The organism is Winogradskyella undariae, assembly GCF_013285155.1.
GTDB lineage: Bacteria > Bacteroidota > Bacteroidia > Flavobacteriales > Flavobacteriaceae > Winogradskyella > Winogradskyella undariae.
Genome location: NZ_JABTEL010000006.1, coordinates 167,454 through 188,822 on the forward strand (window position 1 = coordinate 167,454; position 21,369 = coordinate 188,822).

The following is a 21,369-nucleotide window of genomic DNA, read 5'->3' on the forward strand; positions in this document are numbered from 1 at the left end:
CCTTTTTATTTTCTGGTCAATAAATAGAGTTGATTCACTAATCGAGATCTTTCATTTGCACTAGAAAAATTAAAGTCATAAGTCGCTTTAAATTCAATAGTATAAAGTTTAGAAAGTTCTTCTATGTCTTCAGGTTGAGCCGTTGTAGTTAAGAGTCTGAATTGTTTTTCTTCAGGAATTAAGATACCTTCATCCGTTTTTATACTCGGAATCTTAGCTCCATAATTATAGATCGCTTCAGGTGACACACCATCTAATCTGTAAAGCGGAATGGCATCTGATGGTAATTCCGAAAGTGTTTTGTAATCGGGTTGTGCTTGTAACTTGGCTAGCGGTAAAGCTAAAAAGCCAATGCAAAGCATAAAACTTATTACAAGATAGAAAGCCGATTTAATGTTCTTAGCCTTTAAGCTTTTAAAAAGATAAAATCCAATAAGCGCCAAAACGAGACTACAGATTATAAACCTTACAAGAACAATTCCTGTTAAAAAAGAACTTATTGAAAAACCAATAACCCAGAATAGGATAGCTATAGTACCAATTAACCCAAACTGAAAATAAACAGGGAAGGTCTCTTTCTTCGACTTCAAATTTTTGAATTCACGGACTAAATATTCAATATAAAATCCAATATTAAAAGCTAGTGGAATAAGAACAGGCATTAAGTATCTGGATTTCTTTTCAGGAATAACAGAGAGTAAAATAACAGCTAAAATGGTCCAAAAGAAACTAAATCTATAAGCTTTAAGATTACTAACTCTAGATTTTAAATAAGGATATAATAAACTAATAAAAGCAGGGATAGTCCATAAACCTGTTTGTATAAAGAAGCTCCAGTAATAGTAAAAAGGTCTTACATTATAACTGTGCCAATTAGAAGTTTCGCGCTCTGCAATGGCATTAAAAGTTTCTGGATCTGCGATTCTAACATGAAGATACCACCAAGCGCCTAAAACCAATCCGAAAATTAAAAGACTAAAAAGTTTTAAAAAATGAAGAATTCCTCCTTTAAATTTAAATGCAATACCGTAAGCAATTATAAAAGGTAAAAATAGAACGTATAATGAAACGGGACCTTTAGATAATACAGAGCAAGCTAAGAATAGTACAAAAAGTAAACTTCTTAAAATAGCAGTTTTACTAGTTTGAAACATAAGAAACAGCTGATATAAGGCCATAAGCATAAAACCATGGGTGTATATATCCCAAGGAGCTTCAATAGTAATTCCTAAGATGTAAAAAGAGGTTAACGCAATAAAACCATTAATTAAACTATGCGATGGTGTTAAGTTTAATTTTTTTGACAATAAATAGATTGAAATTCCGATACTCGCAACAAAAAGAAGGGCAGGCCAACGTAAAGCTAACACAGATGTAATACTAAAAAGATATCCAAAAGCAGCCGTAATCCAAGTTGGTAAAGGTGGTTTCTCATAACGTGCAACGCCATTCATTGTGGTTAAAACCCAATTGTTATCCGTAAGCATTTCTCTAGCTGAAATAAAATTTCGAGCTTCCATAATCGTCACAGGAATAGCGTCAATGGTAAAGCCAAGCATGACGATAACAAATAGTAAAAGGCTAGGAATAGGATATTTTTCGATGAACTTAATCATTGGTTTGTCTAATTAAATAAGCGTTACGGGCATAAATTACTAAGCCAAATAAGTGGCCAACAAATAATACAGGATCTTTTCTAATAATAGCATAAGTTAAGATTAAACCTGCACCAATTAAACTCAATACCCAAAATCCTAAAGGTAAACTAGAGGCTTTGTGACGTTCAGAATGAATCCATTGATAAACAAAACGTAGTGTAAAAACAATTTGTGCTACAATCCCTAAAGCCAATAACCAAGTTGGTATAGCATCATTTTGAAATAATAAATCGACATCAATTTTATTATTGTTATAATAGAAAAGCACAATTAAAATAGGAACAGCAAAAAGTAAATATTGTATCACTTTTGGGAATTTTTGCCATTGCCCTTGCAGTTGTAAATTTCGGATATATATATAATATGTTAAACTTTGACCAAGCATAATGGCAAAGTCTAAGCGTAAATAACCGTAAATAAATAATAAGAAAGAGGCAATTAAGCTTAAGGTCCAAAAGGTATTTGGAGTGATAACTTTACGTTGCTTTTCTGAGGTGATCCATTGTATAATTAGCCGAGAAGAAAATAAGATCTGAGCTAAGAAACCAATGCTGTAAATAAACCAGTCTTTCAAATTATACGTTTTCTTTACTAGATTTTAAAATATCGTAATTGATATATTTTTTCTTCATCCATAAATAAGCAAAACAATCCATTAAAGGACCGAGTAGTCGGTTCCACAGTCCAAATTTAGCAGTTCCTGCCATTCTAGGGAAATGTTGTACTGTGATTTGCGTTACACGTCCATTTTGCAACATAATCATTGCGGGTAAAAAACGGTGTGATCCTCTAAACATTGGGATGCGTTTGGCGTAATCCGTTTTAATTACCTTAAGCGGGCAACCGGTATCATCCATGCCATCATGCGTAAATGCACGTCTTATGCCGTTGGCAATTTTAGATGACATGTTCTTTACAAAAGAATCTTTTCGGTTAGAGCGTACACCTGTAACCAGTTCGTGTTGACCAATGTGTTCTAAAAGGATATTAAAATCTTCAGGAGCAGTTTGTAAATCAGAATCTATATAACCTACCAATTCAGTATCTACAGCATCAAACCCAGCCTTAATAGCCGCACTTAAGCCTCTGTTTTCTTTAAATAAAATATATTCAAACGCTTCATTACGTTTACAAATAGTTTCAATTAAAGCTTGGCTATTATCACTAGAACCATCGTTCACAAATAAGATAGCGGTAGATACAGTTGCAATCTTAAGATAGTTAGAAAGTTCCTTTTCTACACGTTCTAGGTTCTCTTCTTCATTATAAACCGGAACTATAATGGTAAATTGGTACGTCATTCGTTTTGTTACTTAATGGGCACAAAAATATCGTTTTTTTGTGTCACGGCATAAGTCTTGTAGTTTAATGTATAGTTGTGGAGAGGTTTAATCTAGACATTAATTAGTATTCTCCATTTCAACTCTTATTTTGTTCGATTTCTCTCGTATTTCAAGTTCATGGAATACTTAATCACATCTTTTTCCTCATCAATATATTCAGAGAAACTCTCTGTTTTTTTATTTCCAAAAGAATTATAAATTGAATCTAATAGCTATAACTAAAAAGACTTCAGTTTATTTAAAGCTTAATTATTCAACAATATCAATAGGGACTTCAATGAATGTATTATCCCAAGCCATCGTTAATTTTAAATGCCCTGTTTTATTATCAAATGCAATTGTAAAACGTTCAACTGTAATATCGAGTTGTTGTGCAGGAACAATAATTTCTAAAGCATCGTAATTAGGATCCCACATAGGTTCCATCTTTTCATTAACACCCCATTCGTATTGTTTAGAGTTAAACATGACTTTCCAAGAATCTTTCATTGGCACAGTCCAAATGGTATATTTTCCTTTTCTCAATTCAATACCATCAATCATCAATGATTTATTGGTTTCAAAAGTCGTTGCTTCGTTGGCTCCTGTTCTCCAAACTTCATCAAAAGGAACAAGTGCTCCAAAAACCTCACGATCGCGTTTAGAAGGTCTGTTGTATTCTACAGTGATATCCAAATCGTTTAATGAAATCTTTGCAGAATCCTTTGGACTTAAACGTGGAGAGAAAATGTTTTCTACAAAAACAGAATATGAAAGTAAGCCTAAAGCTAAAATAAACAAAATGATAAGGAGGCGTTTCAGCATGATTATAAATCTTAATAAATTTTAATTTGAAATAATAACACAAACATAAGTATTCAAGATTTAAAGATAATTCAAATCCCTAACTTTATGATTGGTTAACGTTGAATTTTAAGTTTTTCTTATAAAACGGAAATTATTATTTTTATAACGGTTCAATTTTCAACCTTATTAATGTATAATTTCTTCTTTTCAATATTTTTTAGAGACATTAAAATCACATCCTTTAATTGATATTTCAGTAACTAAAAATGCTTATGCTTCTTTAGATTTATCGGTTAAGAATTCCGAATTAAAACAAGTTAATGTTTCGTCTTCTAAAGATTTGGAAGCGTATATCTGGAATTACATGAAAGAAAATAATGCTAAAGTGGCTTTTGGTGGTTATTTAGAACAGCGTGGTATTTATCAACGTAGTGATTATTTTAATCAACTAAATAAAGAAACAGAACGTAATATTCACATTGGTATAGATCTTTGGATTGAAGCAAATACAGCGATATTTTCACCTTTAGAAGGGACTATTCATAGTTTTAAAAATAATACCAATTATGGAGATTATGGTCCAACTATAGTTTTAAAACATAAAATTGAAGACTTTGAGTTTTACACACTTTATGGGCATTTAAGTTTAGCATCAATTGAAAACCTGAAAGTTGGAGCAGAGGTGAAGCAAGGAGAACAGATCGCAAATTTAGGGACAGCAGAGGTTAACGGTGACTATCCTCCACATTTACATTTTCAAATTATAAAAGATATTGAAGATTATAAAGGTGATTACCCAGGAGTTTCTAATCAAATAGATTTAGAATTTTATAAATTGAATTGTCCTGATCCTAATTTATTATTGAAATTGAACAAGTAAAACCTAAGCTTTAATATTCTCGTATGTGTTGTATGAGAGTATTTGTTATTAGTATTTTGTTTTTGTTACCAATAAGTTTGTTGGCTCAGAAAATAGATAATTCAGTTTCGTACCGAAATATAGAGAGTGAAACCTATTTTAGATTTCACTACGATAATGATTATTTTGCTGCTACAGACGAAAACTATACACAGGGTTATAATTTGGAATTAGTTTCTCCTAGTTTAGAAAAAAATCCGATAAATTATCTATTCATTAAACCTAAAGCATCGCATACCAAATATGGTTTATCCTTAGAACATATTGGTTTTACACCGAATGATTATGTAAGTGAAGCTATTCAATTTGGAGATCGTCCTTTTTCTACAGCTATAATGTTGAAGTCATTTACAATTGCCACAGATACCATTCGTAAAACAAGAATATCACAGTCTTTAAGTTTAGGATTAATTGGTCCTGGAGCTTTCGGGAAAGAAATGCAAGTTGGCATTCATGAAGCAACAGGGAATAAAGTTCCTGGTGGTTGGGATAACCAAATTCAAAATGATGTGGTCATTAATTATCAGATAAATTATGAAAAGCAAATTTATCAATACAATCATTTGTTTGCTTTACAAGCGCAATCTTCAGTACAATTAGGGACTTTATTTACAAATACATCTTTAGGTTTTAATACGACCTTTGGAATTCTAAATTCAGAATTTACAGCTGATAAACCTAAAAACAAATTTCAAATTTATGCTTATGCGCAACCGATTATTACTGTTGTTGGTTATGATGCTACTTTGCAAGGCGGCTTATTTAATAGAGATAATCCGTATACAATTTCATCAAAAGGAGTGGAACGTTTTACAGCACAATATAATTATGGTATCGTTATAAAAACAAAAAACATGTATTTTGAATATACCCGATCAGCAATTACACGCGAATTTAAGTCTGGGGTTTCAGCAAAATGGGGAGGCATTAGAATCGGATTCACATTTTAGATCACATAACGTCTAACGTCAGTTCGAGTGTTTTGAGTAAGCGAGAAACGTATCGAGAACGTTGGTTGTTACGAATACTTCTCAATACAAAATCCCAAAAAGAGGATTTCACTCGAAGTGACGTTGAGGTTTGTTTTATATTATTCCGTCAGTTCGAGTGTTTTGAGTCAGCGAGAAACGTATCGAGAACGTTGGTTGTTACGAATACTTCTCAATACAAAATCCCAAAAAGAGGATTTCACTCAAAGCAACGTTGAGGTTGGATTTGTGTTATTCCGTCAGTTCGAGTGTTTCGAGTATGCGAGAAACGTATCGAGAACTTTTGTTGATTAAATAACTGTATATTAGGTTGTTATGTTTTATTTGTTATCTTGTAATGATGAAACAGTCCTATGTTTACATATTAAAATGTTCAGATAATTCTTATTACACAGGGATAACTTCTAATTTAACTAAAAGAATAGAGGAGCATAAAACAGGGAAACATAATAACAGTTATACTTATACTAGAAGGCCTTTAAGTTTAGTTTATTATGCTGAGTTTACGGATATAAATTTGGCTATTCAAACTGAAAAACAAATAAAGAAATGGTCTAGAGTGAAAAAAGAAGCCTTGATTAGCGGTGACTTTGAAAAGTTACCTAATCTTGAAAAGAAGAATTTTGATAAATGAAGCTTCTCGATGCAAAATCCCAAAAAGAGGATTTCACTCAAAGCAACGTTGAGGTTGGATTTGTGTTATTCCGTCAGTTCGAGTGTTTCGAGTATGCGAGAAACGTATCGAGAACTTTTGTTGATTAAATAACTGTATATTAGGTTATTATGTTTTATTTGTTATCTTGTAATGATGAAACAGTCCTATGTTTACATATTAAAATGTTCAGATAATTCTTATTACACAGGGATAACTTCTAATTTAACTAAAAGAATAGAGGAGCATAAAACAGGGAAACATAATAACAGTTATACTTATAATAGAAGGCCTTTAAGTTTAGTTTATTATGCTGAGTTTACGGATATAAATTTGGCTATTCAAACTGAAAAACAAATAAAGAAATGGTCTAGAGTGAAAAAAGAAGCCTTGATTAGCGGTGACTTTGAAAAGTTACCTAACCTCGCAAAGAAGAATTTTGATAAATGAAGCTTCTCGATACAAAATCCCAAAAAAGGGATTTCACTCGAAGTGACGTATGTGGTTTGTTTTATGTTTTTCCGTCAGTTCGAGTGTTTTGAGTAAGCGAGAAACGTATCGAGAACGTTAGTTACTTTGAATACTTCTCGATGCAAAATCCCAAAAAGAGGATTTCACTCAAAGCAACGTTGAGGTTGGATTTGTGTTATTCCGTCAGTTCGAGTGTTTTGAGTGCGCGATAAACGTATCGAGAACCTTTATTACAAAGAATACTTCTCGATACAAAATCCTGAAAAGAGGATTTCACTTGAAGTGACGTATCAACTTACTTTTTTATTTGTCTTTCAGATAAAATCTTCCCTATAATAAAACCAAGAATAGCAAAACCACCATCAGAAAGTGTAAACCAAAGTTCTTTAGGTAACATAACAATATTAAAAAATGTAGCAGTAAGCATTAAGGCGCCAACAATATAACTTGGTACCATACTTTGCTTAGAAATTTTAGCAGCCACAAACATTCCAATAATAACACCCGTGAAATGAGCTATCACAACACAGGTTTTCATCCCTGTAGGAATTAAATTCATGTTATTACTCAACCATTCCATATTTAAAGGATCTGCACCAATTGGGAGAGGAAATAAATTATGACCGATGAGGTTTTCAATACTATAAACAGTTAATGATGCTATTATAAAGCCAAAAATTGTAGCTAAAATATTTCTTATCATTTAGGTTGAATTATTAATGATTATAAATTTAAACTTAGAATATTATAACGTTTCCTTTAACCATTTAAAAAATTCACGTTGCCAAACTAAAGCATTTTGAGGTTTTAAAACCCAGTGATTTTCCTCAGGAAAATATAATAATTTACTTTTCAATCCTAATAATTGAGCAGCTTGGTAAGCCCCTAAACCTTGTTCAATAGGTACACGGTAATCTTTTCCGCCTTGAATAATTAAAATTGGTGTATTCCATTCAGAGACTTTAGTAATAGGGTTAAACTCGTTATATGTTTTTTGTGCAGCTTCATTGGTTTTGTCCCAATATGGTCCTCCAAAATCATGATTTACAAAGAATAATTCTTCGGTAGTTCCGTACATACTTCTGGTATCAAAAACTCCATCATGTGCAATAAAAGATTTAAAACGATTGTTATGAATTCCCGCTAAATAGAAAACAGAATAACCACCAAAACTTGCTCCAATAGCACCTAATCTATCGTTATCTACGTAAGGTTCTTTGGCAATGTCATCTATAACAGATAAATAATCATCCATGACTTGTCCTCCCCAATCTTTACTAATATCTTCATTCCATTTTACACCATGGCCAGGCATACCACGACGGTTTGGAGCAACTACGATATAACCTTGAGATGCCATTAATTGGAAATTCCAACGGTAAGAATAAAATTGAGATAATGGAGATTGTGGTCCACCTTGAGCATATAATAAGGTTGGGTATTTTTTAGTAGCATCAAAGTTTGGAGGTAAAATAACCCAAACTAACATTTGTTTACCATCAGTAGTTGTAACGTAACGTTTTTCGACGCTTGGTAAATCTACACTAGCGTATAAGTCACTATTGATGTTTGTGAGTTGATTGAATTTTTTAGTTTTTAAGTCGAAACTAAAAATATCAGCAGCATGATTCATATCTGTTCTTGTAACCAAAAGTGTTTTATCCTTTTGTGCAACAATAGAAGTGATATCAAATTGTCCGTTAGAAAGCTGTTCCACAACAGGAGCAATTCGTTTTTTACCAGGGTAATTCACTTTAAAAAGTTGAATTGTTCCATCTACAGGAGCTGTGAAAAAGATATCTTTTCCGTCATTACTCCAAAGAAAACTTCGTACAGCATCGTCCCAGTTTGCTGTTAAATTTTGTTTGATTCCGTTGTTTAAAACGATAATATCATTTTTATCACTTTCGTAACCATCGGTTTTCATTTGTAACCAGGCTAAAGCACCTTTTGAAGAAAAAGCCGGAGTTGTATCATAGCCTTTATTAGCTTCTGTAATGTTCTCAGTCGTTTTGTTTTCTAAATTGTATTTAAAAATATTTGTGTCAGTGCTGGTAGCATAAGCTTTACCCTTTAGTTTTTTGCTAACATAGTAAATGTCTTTACTATCAGGTGACCAAATGTAATCTTCATCACCACCAAAAGGACGTTGTGGCGTATGGAAAGGTTCATTTGGCATCAGATCTATTCCTGTTTCATTGTCGTTTCCGACTTTTTTATAGAATAAATGATTAAAATGACCATCTTGCCAAGTATCCCAATGACGAATGTCTAAATCAGAAAAAATATAAACTTCAGCAGCTTCTAAATCTTTATAAACATCTTTCCCTTTAATGGCTTCAATAGCGACTTCTTTGTTGAATAATTGATACGTACCGTCAGGAGATATATTTTTATCAATTACTGTAACCTCTTCTTTTGTTATTTCAGTAGCGTCACCACCAGCAACAGACATCTTATAGTATTTTGAATCATAACCATTTGTTTCAATATTTGGTGTTTTTATAGCGAAAAAAATTGTTGAAGCATCTTCGTTGAGACCCATAACGCTTAAGCGTTCTACTTTCCATAATAATTCGGGTGTCATTGTTTTTTGTGCGGTAACTAAAGAGCTGCTTAACATAAGGGTTATAATTAGGACTATATTTTTCATAATGAATGTATTAATTGTAGTCTGTTTTATTGGGTTATAAAACGTTGATTTTTATTGTGAATTTAGAAGTGTAAATTTAAGAATTTTCTTTGTGATAAACACCAGTCAGTTCGAGTGTTTTGAGTAAGCGAGAAACGTATCGAGAACGTTGGTTGTTACGAATACTTCTCAATACAAAATCCCAAAAAGAAGATTTCACTCAAAGTAACGTTGAGCTTCAATTTATATGCTTCCGTCAGTTCGAGTGTTTCGAGTGCGCGAGAAATGTATCGAGAACTTTTGTTAATCAAATATCTGTCTATTAGGTTTTAAATGCAATTTATTATCTTGTAACCATGAAACAGTCCTATGTTTACGTATTAAAATGTTCAGATAATTCTTATTACACAGGTATAACTTCTAATCTAACTAAAAGAGTAGAGGAGCATAAAACAGGGAAACACAAGGATAGTTATACTTATAAAAGAAGACCTCTAAGTTTAGTTTATTATGCTGAGTTTACGGATATAAATTTAGCTATTCAAACTGAAAAACAAATAAAGAAATGGTCAAGGGTAAAAAAAGAAGCTTTGATCAGTGGTGACTTTGAAAAGTTACCTAACCTCGCAAAGAAGAATTTTGATAAATGAAGCTTCTCGATACAAAATCCCAAAAAAGGGATTTCACTCGAAGTGACGTATGTGGTTTGTTTTATGTTTTTCCGTCAGTTCGAGTGTTTTGAGTGAGCGAGAAACGTATCGAGAACTCTTGTTATTACGAATACTTCTCGATACAAAATCCCAAAAAAGGGATTTCACTCGAAGTGACGTATGAGGTTCGTTTTGTATTATTCCGTCAGTTCGAGTGTTTCGAGTAAGCGAGAAACGTATCGAGAACTAAGTGGTCTTTTTAAGACTCATAGGAACTCCATTCAATAACGTTGGATGAAAATGAATACGTTTCATTAAGTTTTCCAGTCAAAGTCATACTCTTAATCTCAGCATCCAGTTCGCCATCTAGCCATAAAACATTATCAGCATTAGGCATTTCTGTAGTAGAAAGGTCAAATTTGCAATCAGGAAAATCCTCATTATACCTTGTGCCATCTTCCAATATTTCAAAATGTTGCTGTGGGCAATGGCATTCAATTACAGTAATATCTCTGGCTTCAATGTAAGTTGTATAAGATTGATTGAAGTCTATAACATAAGTTTTTTTCTTTTTTATCATTGTGAGAGCACCTATGGTAAGGTCATGTCTTTCATCTACTATGTTTCCAGCAATCTCTAAAGAAAGTGTAAATTCGAAATCTGAAACGTCCTGATTTGAAATATCCATCATATTTTTTGTTCGTTATATTAACATAACGAAATTAAAAACAAAAGTTATAAGGTAAGCTGTATTTTTAAATATTCTTGGAGAATTTAGTTTTGATTGATAATCTTAAATATTGATCCATAATAGGGCGGTAAGTTTTATTAAAGGTGTAGATTTATTAGAGAGAAGTAATTGCTTCTCGATACAAAATTCCTAAAAAGAGAATTTCACTCGAAGTGACGTTGAGGTTTGTTTTATATTCTTCCCGTCAGTTCGAGTGTTTTGAGTAAGCGAGAAATGTATCGAGAACTTGTGTTATTACGAATACTACTCGATACAAAATCCAGAAGAGAGGATTTTACTCGAAGTGACGTTGAGGTTCGTTTTATATTTTTCCCGTCAGTTCGAGTGTTTTGAGTAAGCGAGAAATGTATCGAGAACTTGTGTTACTTTGAATACTTCTCGATACAAAATCCAGAAGAGAGGATTTCACTCGAAGTGACGCTATGCGTCTTTAAGTATAAAACAAAAAAATCCTGATGGGTTACATCAGGATTTTTAAATTCTATTTATTCGGTTTCTACTTTCGTAGAAATTACATTATTCAACTAATACCCATTCTCCTTTTTCTAATAAAGGAATGGCTTGTTTGTATTTAACGTCTTTGCTTTCTCCGCTCATAACGTTCTTAATCGTTATTTTATCATTACGACCAATTTTTGGTTGATCTCTAACAATCGTTTCAACAACTTGTTGCTGTTGTTGTGAAGCTCCTGCACCTGCAGCTCTATTTTGAGAAGAACGCTCATCTAAATTAGGAATCTCATCTTTTTGAGTTTCTAATTTTTCTTGCTTACGTTGTTTTGCTTCTTGAATTGTATTTGCTGTTTCCTGTGGAATTTCACCTTTAAATAAGAATGAAATAACATCTTTATTCACTTGGTCAATCATGGCTTTAAACAATTCAAAAGACTCAAATTTATAAATTAACAACGGATCTTTTTGCTCGTGTACAGCTAACTGAACCGATTGCTTTAATTCGTCCATTTTACGCAAATGTACTTTCCAAGCATCATCAACAATTGCTAAAGTAATGTTCTTTTCAAAATCATTAATTAACTGTGTTCCTTTAGTTTCGTATGCTTTTTCTAAATCAGTTACAACTTGTAAGTTTTTAACACCATCAGTAAAAGGCACCACGATTCTTTTAAAACGATCGCGTTGTGTGTCATATACATTTTCAATGACAGGAAATGCTAAATCTGCAGCACGTTGCATTTTTTCACGATAATGTTTAAAAGCGGCTTTGTAAATGATTCCTGCAATTTCTGTTGCATTCTTTTTCCCGAATTCAGCTTCAGAAATAGGTGATGCCATTGAGAAATAACGAATCAATTCAAATTCAAAGTTTTTAAAATCATTAGCGTTTTTATTGCTTTCTGCAATACCTTCAGAGGTATCAAAAATCATGTTTGCTAAATCGACTCTAAGACGTTCTCCATGTAAGGCATTACGACGACGTTTGTAAATCACTTCACGTTGTGCATTCATGACATCATCATACTCTAATAAACGTTTACGAACACCAAAGTTATTTTCTTCAACTTTTTTCTGTGCACGTTCAATAGACTTAGAAATCATACCGTGTTGTATCACTTCACCTTCTTTTAAGCCCATTCTGTCCATCATCTTAGCAATACGCTCAGAACCAAATAAACGCATCAAGTTATCCTCTAAAGACACATAGAATTGTGAACTTCCTGGATCTCCTTGACGACCAGCTCTACCACGTAACTGTCTGTCTACACGACGCGAATCGTGACGCTCAGTACCTACAATGGCTAAACCTCCTGCTTTTTTAACTTCATCACTTAATTTAATATCGGTACCACGACCAGCCATGTTGGTTGCAATAGTAACTTGACCCGCATTACCTGCTTGTGCTACGATATCTGCTTCTTTCTTATGTTGTTTCGCATTTAAGACATTATGGTCTATTTTACGAATGCTTAACATTTTACCTAATAGTTCTGAAATCTCAACGTTAGTTGTACCAATTAATACAGGTCTTCCAGCTTGTGCTAAAGCAGTAACTTCATCAATTACGGCATTGTATTTTTCACGTTTTGTTTTGTAAACTAAATCGTCTCTGTCATCTCTAGCGATGGGTCTGTTGGTTGGAATTTCAACCACATCTAATTTGTAGATTTCCCAAAGTTCACCCGCTTCTGTAACCGCTGTACCTGTCATACCAGATAGTTTACGGTACATTCTAAAGTAATTTTGAAGGGTTACTGTAGCAAATGTTTGTGTAGCTGCTTCAATTTTTACACTTTCTTTAGCTTCAATCGCTTGGTGTAATCCGTCTGAATAACGACGGCCATCCATAATACGACCTGTTTGCTCATCAACAATCATAACCTTGTTTTCCATAACAACGTAATGGTTGTCTTTCTCGAATAAGGCGTAAGCTTTTAGAAGTTGATTAAGCGTATGAATACGTTCCGATTTAATTCCGAAGTCTTTAAATAATTCTTCTTTAAGATCAGCTTCTTCTTCAGAAGATAAATTCTTGTTTTCAATCTTAGCGATTTCAATTCCTATTTCTGGCATCACGAAGAAATCGGGATCATCCTCACCTGAAAGGAATTCAACACCTTTATCAGATAATTCAACTTGATTGTTTTTTTCATCAATTACATAATAGAGTTCTGCATCTACAATAGGCATTTCTCTATTATTGTCTTGCATGTAATGATTTTCTGTTTTTTGAAGTAATTGCTTGATCCCTTCTTCAGATAAAAACTTAATCAATGCTTTATTTTTAGGGATCCCTCTGTAAGCTCTTAATAATAAGAAACCACCTTCTTTAGTATCGCCAGCAGCAATCAGTTTTTTAGCTTCTGCTAAAACACCAATTAAATATTTACGTTGTACTTCTTCAATGGCATTTACTTTAGGTTTTAATGCATCAAATTCATGTATATCTCCTTTAGGTACTGGTCCAGAGATGATTAATGGTGTACGTGCATCATCGACTAAAACGGAATCGACCTCATCTACAATAGCATAATGATGTGGACGTTGCACTAAATCTTCTGGCGAATTGGCCATGTTATCACGTAAATAATCGAAACCAAATTCGTTATTTGTTCCGTAAGTAATATCTGCATTGTAAGCTTTACGACGTGCATCAGAGTTTGGTGTGTGGAAATCGATACAATCGATACTCATACCATGAAACTGAAATATTGGTGCCATCCAAGCACTATCACGTTTTGCCAAGTAATCATTTACAGTTACTAGATGTACGCCTTTACCCGCTAGAGCATTTAAATATACAGGAAGTGTTGCAACTAAAGTTTTACCTTCACCTGTTTGCATCTCTGCAATTTTTCCTTGGTGCATTGCAATACCTCCAATTAACTGAACATCATAATGAATCATGTCCCAAGTAATTGGTTTACCTGCAGCATCCCAAGAGTTTTCCCAAATAGCTTGATCGCCTTCTAGGTTGACATAATCGTGTTCTCCGGAAATCTCACGGTCAAAAGCATTTGCTGTTACCGGTATTTGTGTGTTATGAACAAAACGCTTTGCTGTTTCTTTAACGACGGCGAAGGCTTCAGGAAGAATATCGTTTAAAACACCTTCGGTTATTTCGTAAATCTCATCGTCAATTTTATCAACTTCAAGATAAAGATCTTCGCGAGCATCAATATCTTCAGTATTTTTTGCTTTTTCTAAAAGGTCTTCTTTTTTAGTATTTAAGGGTTGCCTGGCTTCTGCTATTTTAGCTTTAAACTCGGCAGTTTTTGCCCTAAGTTCATCGTGTGATAAGGCCTCTAAAGCTTTCTCGAAAGTTTTTATTTTTTCAACAATAGGTTTAATGGCACTTACATCTTGTTTGGATTTATCTCCAACAAAAACCTTAAGTACTTTATCTAAAAAAGTCATAGTTAATCATTTGTAACGGATTGGCATTTGCCAATCTTAGTATTAATTTCAGTTAGTTGTTCTAAGATATCATTTACATCTTAGAACATATAGGTTATTTCAGATTAAAATGTATCCGAAAATAAAAAAAGTCCCTCAGTTATAATAACGCAAGAGACTTTTTTGTGATAATTTTATATGTTAATATTCATCCTCATTCCAGAGGTAATCTTCGTCAGTAGGATAATCTGGCCAAATTTCTTCGATAGAGTCGTAAGAATCTCCTTCATCTTCTATCGCTTGTAAATTTTCTACAACTTCTAATGGTGCTCCTGTTCTAATTGCATAGTCAATAAGCTCATCTTTTGTTGCCGGCCAAGGTGCATCACTTAAATAAGATGCTAATTCTAATGTCCAATACATAATTGCGTGTAATTTAATTTTTGCAAAAATAATTTTTTAGTTGAATAATTCAAGAAAAAATCAAATTAATTAACTCTTAAAATAAATATTTTAATTTTTTGGTCTCGCTTAACATTTATATTAGTGCATTTTGAATTCGATCAAATTTCACTTATAAATGTTTCATCATTAATTAAAAGAACGTGTAATCTTCAACTTTTGCTTTCGGACTAATTTTTTGCTTTTTTAGTCTTAAGCGTTTAAAATAATATTAGTTTAATCATCTAGGTTCTCGATACATTCTGACGAAAAGGTCAGAATACTCGAACTGACGATTATTATTAAACTTTGTTCTCAATACATTCTGGCTAAAAGGCTAGAATAATTGAACTGACGATTATTATTTTAAGATTCTTTATTCGGAATCCATTTGATCTCTTCAGCTTGTAAGTCATAAGACAACTTCCGTGCCAACACAAAAAGGTAGTCAGATAGTCTATTGATATACATTAAAGTTTCGGGTTGAAACGGTTCTAAGTCATTAAGGTGAGATGCTAAGCGTTCAGCTCTACGGCACACAGTACGTGCTATGTGACAAAATGACACGGTTTGATGGCCGCCAGGAAGCACAAAGTGCGTCATAGGTGGTAGGCTGTCTTCCATGAGGTCTATTTCCTTCTCTAACTTCTCAATATCCTTGGTGTGTATTTTAGGGATATTTAAACGTGATTTACCATTTTTTAAGGTTGCCTTTTCAGGATCGGTTGCTAATATGGCGCCAACGGTAAATAAACGATCTTGAATATCCATCAAGGTGTTTTTATACATTGGGTTGATTTCTTGATCTCTGATTAAACCAATATGAGAGTTGAGTTCGTCAATGGTACCGTAACTTTCTATTCTTATATGGTGCTTTGGGACACGTGTGCCACCGAAAAGGGCAGTTGTGCCTTTGTCTCCTGTTTTTGTGTATACCTTCATATAAACAAAGTTAAGAGTTATGAGTTAAATGTTATGTGTTTGAAAATGTTTTTTTTATGGGTGAGATGGTGAGTTGGTGAGATGGTGAGTTGGTGAGATGGTGAGTTGGTGAGTTGGTGAGTTGGTGAGTTGGTGAGTTGGTGAGTTGGTGAGATGGTGAGATGGTGAGACGGTAATATAATTCGTAGACTCACTACATCACTACATCACCACATTACTACATCACTTTTTTTAAAGAAGAAATTAAAGGCTATAATAATAGCATAATTCGTAGGCTCACCACATCACCACATCACTACATCACCACATTACTTTTTTTAAAGAAGAGATTAAAGGCTATAATAATAGCATAATTGGTAGGTTCACCACATCACCACATCACCACATCACCACATTACTACATCACTACATTACTTTTTTTAAAGAAGAGATTAAAGGCTATAATAATAGCATAATTGGTAGGTTCACCACATCACTACATCACCACATTACTTTTTTTAAAGAAGAGATTAAAGGCTATAATAATAGCATAATTCGTAGGCTCACCACATCACCACATCACCACAATCACCACAATCACCAAATTCTCGTATCCCTTTTTTATGAATTAAAAGTATCACTCTCAATGACACCATCTCGTAAACGAATAACGCGCTTGGCATGGGCTGCAATATCTTCTTCGTGCGTTACCATGATTACTGTGTTTCCTGATTTATGAATATCTCCAAAGAGTTTCATGATTTCCACACCTGTTTTAGAATCTAAGTTTCCTGTTGGTTCATCGGCAAGAATGATTGAGGGTTTATTGACTAAAGCTCTTCCTACGGCAACACGTTGTCTTTGTCCACCAGAAAGTTGGTTCGGTTTGTGATCCATTCTGTCAGCTAAGCCTACATCATTTAAGACTTCTGTAGCACGTTCTTCTCTTGCTTTTTTAGAAATTCCGGCATAGACCATCGGTAAAGCTACATTGTCTAAAGCTGTGGTTCTTGGTAAAAGGTTGAAAGTTTGAAAAACGAATCCGATTTCTGTGTTTCTAATGTCTGCAAGATCATCATCACTCATTTTACTGACATCCTTTCCATTTAGATTATAAGAACCTCCTGTAGGAGTATCTAGGCAACCTAATAAATTCATTAATGTCGACTTACCAGAACCCGAAGGTCCCATAATGGCCACATATTCACCACGTTTAATATCTAAATCGATACCCTTTAAGACATGAACGATTTCTTGTCCTAATTTAAAATCTCTAATGATATTTCTAATTTCAATGACGTTGTCACTCATAATTTTATATTTTTTGTCACCTTGAGCGCAGTCGAAAGGTCTTAAAAGTACAATTTTATTTGGTTTTTACTGCGCTCAACCTCACATACGATATTAGTTGTGAATCTACCTGTAAGATAAAAGGTTTTTGCAGTTGTTATATCATAAGACGCTAAAACAGTTAGGTTGTTACAGTCTAATTTTAAAATGTTCTTTCTTTTGTTCTTTTCTAAAAAAAACGAAACCTAAATGAAAGGTATCTACAGTTACAGTTATGGCATCGTGATTTTTAATGTAGTTCCAAGCTTCCGTCATGCCTTGAGACCAATAAATATCATCGAAAACAAAAATACTGTCGTTATGAATTTTAGGTAATAAGGCTTCGAAATATTTGATGGTTGCTACTTTATTATGATGACCGTCAAAGAAGATGAAATCGAAATTTGAATCTTTTAAATTGGGGATGGTTTCTTTGAAATCATCAATTATAAATTCAACATTGTTAATGTTTTTTTGTTTTAATTGAGAGCTAGCAAAGGCTGAAGTATTTGGGCAACCCTCAATCGTGGTAATTTTAGTTTTAGGATTTGCTAGGGCTAGAGCGTAAGTGCCCATGCCTAACGAAGTTCCTAATTCTAAGCTGTTTTTAAAGTTGAAATATTTTGAAAGTCTGTAAAGTAGTTTGACATCTTTTATAGAACTACTAGAGGTACTGACCATTTTGCTTACTTTTCTTTGGTGCGCATCTAGAGCTTTAGAACCTTCTCCTAAGTCTGTAACTTGTAAAAGTGTATTTGATTTCTTTAATTCCTTTTTATAAGTTTTTAACGGATTGTAGGCTTCGTAAAATGTCTTGTCATAAAGACATTTTGTGACAAAATTGTATACAAAAGGGGAGTGGACACCGTGTTGGTTGGTGGCTTTTGTTAAGAATTTTATGTAAGATTTTAGTTGGTACAATGTTTTGGTTTTATTTTTCTCGCAGAGTTTCAGAGTTTCAGAGTTTCAGAGTTTCAGAGTTTCAGGTTCTCATTGTTTTAAAGTGACAGCGTTGCGGAGTTTTAAAAATGATTCATTTATTACTTTTATAATGTCAAAATATTAGTTTTTCACCGCATCACCGCATCACCGCATCACCGCATCACCACATCACCATATCACCGCATCACCACATCACCACATCACCACATCACCATATCACCAAATCACCACATCACCACATCACCAAATCACCAAATCACCTTTCAACTACCCCTCTAATTTTTCAGACAATTCAAACCAACGTGTTTCCTTTTTTTCTATAGTATCAATAATGACCTGAAGTTGATCTGATAGTTTTGTAATTTCCTCTTGCGATAACTCCGGATTAAGAAACTTAGTTTCTAAAGCGGCTTTGTCTAACTCTAAAGATCGTATTTTAGACTCTAAGTTTTTGTGCTCTTTTTGTTCGTTATAATCTAGTTTGTTGACTTCGTTTTGTTTAGTCGATTTTGTGTTATCTGTTTTTGCGACAACTTCAATTTGTTTAGATTGACTGCTGTCATAAGCTCTAAAGTCTGAATAGTTACCAGGGAAACCATCAACAACACCTTCGCCTCTAAAAACAAACATATGATCTACAATTTTATCCATAAAGTAACGGTCGTGAGAGACTACTAAAAGCACACCAGGGAAATCCATTAAGAAATCTTCAAGGACATTTAGGGTTACAATATCTAAGTCGTTTGTAGGTTCATCGAGAATTAAAACATTTGGATTTTGAATTAAAACAGTACATAAATACAGACGTTTTTGTTCACCTCCACTTAGTTTTTCAACAAAATCCCATTGCTTTTTTCTGTCAAATAAAAAGCGTTCTAATAATTGCTGAGCACTAATTTGTCGGCCTTTAGCTAAGGGGATATAATCACCAAATTCTTTTATAACATCAATAACTTTTTGGTTAGGCTTAGCTTTAATACCGCCTTGTGTATAGTACCCAATTCTTACGGTTTCTCCAATGACTACTTTTCCGGCATCAGGTTGAAGGGTTTCAGTCAGTAAATTAAGAAAGGTCGATTTTCCCGTTCCGTTTTTTCCAATAATACCAATACGTTCGCCTTTCTTAAAGGTGTATTCAAAATCCTTTAAAATAGTTTTGTTTTTAAATGCTTTAGAAACTTTATGGAATTCAATAATCTTACTCCCTAAACGTTCCATATGGATTTCTAATTGCACTTGGTGGTCGTTACGGCGTTGGCTTGCTTTAGATTTTATTTCATGGAAATCTTCAATTCTACTTTTAGATTTTGTGGTACGTGCTTTAGGTTGGCGACGCATCCAATCTAATTCTTTTTTAAAGAGTTGTTTGGCTTTACCAACTTCAGTTGCTTGGTTTTCTATTCGGGCTTCTTTCTTCTCTAAATAATATGAGTAATTTCCTTTGTAGGTATGCAGCTGACCATGATCGAGTTCTATAATTTCATTACAAACACGTTCTAAGAAATAACGGTCGTGCGTTACCATAAAAAGCGTTTGTTGTGTTTTGGCAAAATAGTCTTCTAACCATTCAATCATTTCAAGATCAAGGTGGTTAGTAGGTTCATCGAGGATAAGGATATCGGGTTTGCTTAACAAGGCTTGTGCTAAAGCCAAACGTTTTTTCTGTCCACCAGAAAGCGTTTTAACTTTAACGGTAAGGTCATCTAGTTTTAACTGCGATAAGGTTTGTTGGTATTGGGTTTCAAATTCCCACGCATTATGACGATCCATACCTTCAAATGCTTTTTGATAGGCATCAGCATCTTCAGGGTTTTGTAACGCATGTTCGTAGGCTTCAATGATTTTTAAAATCGGAATATCTGAAGCAAAGATGGTTTCATCAAGGGTTAATTCAGGGTTTAAATCGGGTTCTTGATCTAAAAAAGCCAATCGTAATCCTTTTCTAACGACTATTTGCCCATCGTCAGGCGTGTCTTTTCCAGCTAACATTTTAAGGATCGATGTTTTTCCACTTCCATTTTTAGCGACAAAAGCGATCTTTTGATCTTTATGAATACTGAATGATAAATCTTTAAAGAGTACTAACTCGCCAAAAGACTTTGATATGTTTTCTACGTTAAGGTAATTCAAAGTTGTTTTTTTACAAAGAACGGAAATAAACCAAAAAGAATCGTATTAGTTTTAATATTAGTGTTGATAGATTATATTTGCCTCCTAAGATCTATAGTTACTATGAAGCCTATTAAGCTTTTAATTATTTTATTATGTTGTATTGTGGTGTCCTCTTGTATTCCACATAAAGATACGGTTTACTTACAAATAAAGGAAGATGCTTCCAATGATAGTATTGTAAATAACCTTACAGAAATTCAGAAACCCTACCGTATTCAAGTTAATGATATTTTGAACATAAGAGTGAAAGCGCTTGATCAAGAAACGGTATCAATATTAAACCCAACAGGTGATGGCGATTTAAATGCAAGTAGTGCAGAGCGTGCTTATTTTGATGGCTTTACGGTAGATGTGCATGGGAATGTTAGAATACCAACCTTAGGGTATTTAAATGTGTTAGGGTTTACCACAGAAGAAATTGAAAATCTTATTGAAGCCAAGTTACTTGATGAGCAATTTAAAGAAACTGCTAATATTTTTGTAACTGTAAAATTAGCAGGCTTACGTTACACCGCCAATGGAGAGGTAGGGTCGCCAGGAAGTAATGTGTTATTTTCAGAACGTGTTAATATATTTGAAGCTATCGCTAATGTGGGTGAAATCCCTGTGACAGGAAATAAAAAAGATGTTTTAATTATCAGGCAATATCCTCAAGGACAAAAAATACACCATTTAGATTTAACAGATATAAAAGTGATGCAGTCTCCATATTATTATATACAGCCTAATGATATAATTTATGTGAAGCCATTAAAGCAAAAATCTATAGGGACGGGGGAAACAGCATTGTCTAGTATAACTGCTATCGCCTCTATACTTTCTTTAATTACTACAGCCGTATTACTTTATTCTAGATTATAA

19 protein-coding genes are annotated in these 21,369 nt (G+C 33.5%); 6 read left to right on the forward strand and 13 right to left on the reverse strand.

What is annotated here, in order from left to right; genetic code table 11:
• Positions 1-5 precede the first annotated feature (5 nt).
• The 4 genes from HSX10_RS10410 to HSX10_RS10425 all read right to left on the reverse strand — a co-directional run bounded on the left by HSX10_RS10410 (position 6) and on the right by HSX10_RS10425 (position 3,805).
• Entirely contained in the window at positions 6-1,616 is a 1,611-nt protein-coding gene (locus tag HSX10_RS10410; protein ID WP_173588156.1) for an ArnT family glycosyltransferase, read from the reverse strand.
• Positions 1,609-2,232: a lipid-A-disaccharide synthase N-terminal domain-containing protein gene (locus HSX10_RS10415; protein ID WP_173588157.1), complete on the reverse strand. Its 624-nt coding sequence runs from the start codon at positions 2,230-2,232 to the stop codon at positions 1,609-1,611. Before HSX10_RS10415 ends, HSX10_RS10410 begins: the two co-directional genes overlap by 8 nt.
• A 1-nt stretch (position 2,233) precedes the next feature.
• Positions 2,234-2,959, reverse strand: coding sequence for a glycosyltransferase (locus tag HSX10_RS10420; protein WP_173588158.1), 726 nt, complete (start codon positions 2,957-2,959; stop codon positions 2,234-2,236).
• A gap of 291 nt (positions 2,960-3,250) precedes the next feature.
• Entirely contained in the window at positions 3,251-3,805 is a 555-nt protein-coding gene (locus HSX10_RS10425; protein ID WP_173588159.1) for a DUF2911 domain-containing protein, read from the reverse strand.
• Between the two features lie 346 nt (positions 3,806-4,151).
• Here HSX10_RS10425 and HSX10_RS10430 point away from each other — a divergent pair, with 346 nt between their 5' ends.
• The 4 genes from HSX10_RS10430 to HSX10_RS10445 all read left to right on the forward strand — a co-directional run bounded on the left by HSX10_RS10430 (position 4,152) and on the right by HSX10_RS10445 (position 6,797).
• A complete protein-coding gene (locus HSX10_RS10430) occupies positions 4,152-4,667 on the forward strand; it encodes a peptidoglycan DD-metalloendopeptidase family protein (protein WP_367651264.1) in 516 nt (171 codons plus the stop codon).
• A 32-nt stretch (positions 4,668-4,699) separates the two neighbouring features.
• A complete protein-coding gene (locus tag HSX10_RS10435; protein WP_173588160.1) occupies positions 4,700-5,656 on the forward strand; it encodes a lipid A deacylase LpxR family protein in 957 nt (318 codons plus the stop codon).
• A 379-nt stretch (positions 5,657-6,035) separates the two neighbouring features.
• Positions 6,036-6,329, forward strand: coding sequence for a GIY-YIG nuclease family protein (locus HSX10_RS10440; RefSeq protein ID WP_173588161.1), 294 nt, complete (start codon positions 6,036-6,038; stop codon positions 6,327-6,329).
• 174 nt (positions 6,330-6,503) lie between these two features.
• A complete protein-coding gene (locus tag HSX10_RS10445) occupies positions 6,504-6,797 on the forward strand; it encodes a GIY-YIG nuclease family protein (protein WP_173588162.1) in 294 nt (97 codons plus the stop codon).
• A 316-nt stretch (positions 6,798-7,113) separates the two neighbouring features.
• Here HSX10_RS10445 and HSX10_RS10450 read toward each other — a convergent pair whose 3' ends face one another.
• Both HSX10_RS10450 and HSX10_RS10455 read right to left on the reverse strand, forming a co-directional pair.
• Positions 7,114-7,521 (reverse strand): hypothetical protein, encoded by a 408-nt coding sequence (locus HSX10_RS10450; protein WP_173588163.1) that lies wholly within the window; start codon positions 7,519-7,521, stop codon positions 7,114-7,116.
• Between the two features lie 42 nt (positions 7,522-7,563).
• Entirely contained in the window at positions 7,564-9,471 is a 1,908-nt protein-coding gene (locus HSX10_RS10455; RefSeq protein WP_173588164.1) for a S9 family peptidase, read from the reverse strand.
• Positions 9,472-9,806: 335 nt separating this feature from the next.
• On the opposite strand from HSX10_RS10455, the gene HSX10_RS10460 reads away from it, so the two are divergent.
• Positions 9,807-10,100, forward strand: coding sequence for a GIY-YIG nuclease family protein (locus HSX10_RS10460; RefSeq protein WP_173588165.1), 294 nt, complete (start codon positions 9,807-9,809; stop codon positions 10,098-10,100).
• Positions 10,101-10,359: 259 nt separating this feature from the next.
• Here the strand turns inward: HSX10_RS10460 and HSX10_RS10465 are convergent, their stop codons facing one another.
• The 7 genes from HSX10_RS10465 to HSX10_RS10495 all read right to left on the reverse strand — a co-directional run bounded on the left by HSX10_RS10465 (position 10,360) and on the right by HSX10_RS10495 (position 20,466).
• The gene (locus HSX10_RS10465) at positions 10,360-10,791 is read right to left on the reverse strand and encodes a hypothetical protein (protein WP_173588166.1); all 432 of its coding nucleotides are present in this window, start codon (positions 10,789-10,791) and stop codon (positions 10,360-10,362) included.
• Positions 10,792-11,367: 576 nt separating this feature from the next.
• Positions 11,368-14,724, reverse strand: a complete 3,357-nt coding sequence (gene secA, locus HSX10_RS10470; RefSeq protein WP_173588167.1) for a preprotein translocase subunit SecA — start codon at positions 14,722-14,724, stop codon at positions 11,368-11,370.
• Between the two features lie 180 nt (positions 14,725-14,904).
• Positions 14,905-15,126, reverse strand: a complete 222-nt coding sequence (locus tag HSX10_RS10475) for a DUF2795 domain-containing protein (protein WP_008272287.1) — start codon at positions 15,124-15,126, stop codon at positions 14,905-14,907.
• Between the two features lie 384 nt (positions 15,127-15,510).
• The gene (locus tag HSX10_RS10480) at positions 15,511-16,086 is read right to left on the reverse strand and encodes a cob(I)yrinic acid a,c-diamide adenosyltransferase (protein ID WP_173588168.1); all 576 of its coding nucleotides are present in this window, start codon (positions 16,084-16,086) and stop codon (positions 15,511-15,513) included.
• Positions 16,087-16,686: 600 nt separating this feature from the next.
• Positions 16,687-17,376, reverse strand: a complete 690-nt coding sequence (locus HSX10_RS10485) for an ABC transporter ATP-binding protein (RefSeq protein ID WP_173588169.1) — start codon at positions 17,374-17,376, stop codon at positions 16,687-16,689.
• Between the two features lie 168 nt (positions 17,377-17,544).
• Complete coding sequence (locus HSX10_RS10490) at positions 17,545-18,315, reverse strand: O-methyltransferase (protein WP_173588170.1); 771 nt, start codon at positions 18,313-18,315, stop codon at positions 17,545-17,547.
• A gap of 288 nt (positions 18,316-18,603) precedes the next feature.
• On the reverse strand, positions 18,604-20,466 hold the full coding sequence (locus HSX10_RS10495; protein ID WP_173588171.1) for an ABC-F family ATP-binding cassette domain-containing protein: 1,863 nt from the start codon (positions 20,464-20,466) through the stop codon (positions 18,604-18,606).
• A gap of 102 nt (positions 20,467-20,568) precedes the next feature.
• On the opposite strand from HSX10_RS10495, the gene HSX10_RS10500 reads away from it, so the two are divergent.
• Positions 20,569-21,369 carry a polysaccharide biosynthesis/export family protein gene (locus HSX10_RS10500; RefSeq protein WP_173588172.1) on the forward strand — a complete coding sequence of 267 codons (801 nt, stop codon included), beginning with the start codon at positions 20,569-20,571 and terminating at the stop codon, positions 21,367-21,369.